This is a genomic window from Mycobacterium sp. 1274761.0 (assembly GCF_001668615.1).
In the GTDB taxonomy this organism is placed as follows: Bacteria; Actinomycetota; Actinomycetes; order Mycobacteriales; family Mycobacteriaceae; genus Mycobacterium.
Map to the genome: position 1 here is coordinate 1 of NZ_LZMC01000006.1, position 865 is coordinate 865.

The window sequence follows — 865 nt, forward strand, 5'->3', positions numbered from 1 at the left end:
AGCAGAATCGAGCCGATGCCTTCGCCGCTCTTGTGGATGCGGTATCCGATGGCCACACAGTCGGCGTCGCGGGCGTGCTTGACCTTCACCATCTCGCGCTTGCCCGGAAGGTACGGGCCGTCGAGCCGTTTGGCGATCACCCCATCGAGACCCGCGCCCTCGAACGTCGTCAGCCACTGCGCACCCAGCTCGGGGTCTTCGGTGGTGCGGGTGACATGACACCAGTCCTTCTCGTTCACCGACTCGAGCAAGGCTTGACGACGGACCCGGAACGGTTCCTTCAACAGAGATGTGTCGCCGCTCGCCAGCGCGTCGAACCCGATGAAGTGCGACGGCGTCTGCTCGGCCAGCATCCTGATGCGGCTGGCGGCCGGGTGCAGCCGCAGCTGCAGCGCCTCGAAGTCCAGCCTGCCGTCGACGGCGATCACGATCTCGCCGTCGATCACGCAGCGCGCCGGGAGTTCGGCCAGCGCAGCAGCCACCAGCTCGGGGAAGTACCGCGTCATCGGCCGCTCGTTGCGGCTGCCCAGCTCGACCTCGGGCCCGTCACGAAAGCAGATCGACCGAAACCCGTCCCACTTCGGCTCGTACGACGCCCCCGGCGGAATCTCAGACACCGACTTGGACAGCATCGGCGACACCGGCGGCTGCAGGGGGAGCTCCACGCTGCTCATAATGTCATCGCGCCCGACAAGAATGGGGCGATGCGCCTGCCCGTGATGCCGCCGGTGTCGCCGATGCTGTCCAAGTCGGTGTCTGAGATTCCGCCGGGGGCGTCGTACGAGCCGAAGTGGGACGGGTTTCGGTCGATCTGCTTTCGTGACGGGCCCGAGGTCGAGCTGGGCAGCCGCAACGAGCGGCCGAC

The 865-nt window shown here is 67.1% G+C and carries 1 protein-coding gene and 1 pseudogene; one reads left to right on the forward strand and one right to left on the reverse strand.

All coding sequences use genetic code 11. The features are described from left to right. A partial coding sequence (locus A5651_RS00925) for an ATP-dependent DNA ligase (RefSeq protein ID WP_156662478.1) occupies positions 1–674 on the reverse strand: 674 nt, incomplete at its 3' end. 30 nt (positions 675–704) lie between these two features. On the opposite strand from A5651_RS00925, the pseudogene ligC reads away from it, so the two are divergent. After that, positions 705–865 (forward strand): annotated as a pseudogene (ligC, locus tag A5651_RS25155) (ATP-dependent DNA ligase); the annotation flags it as partial.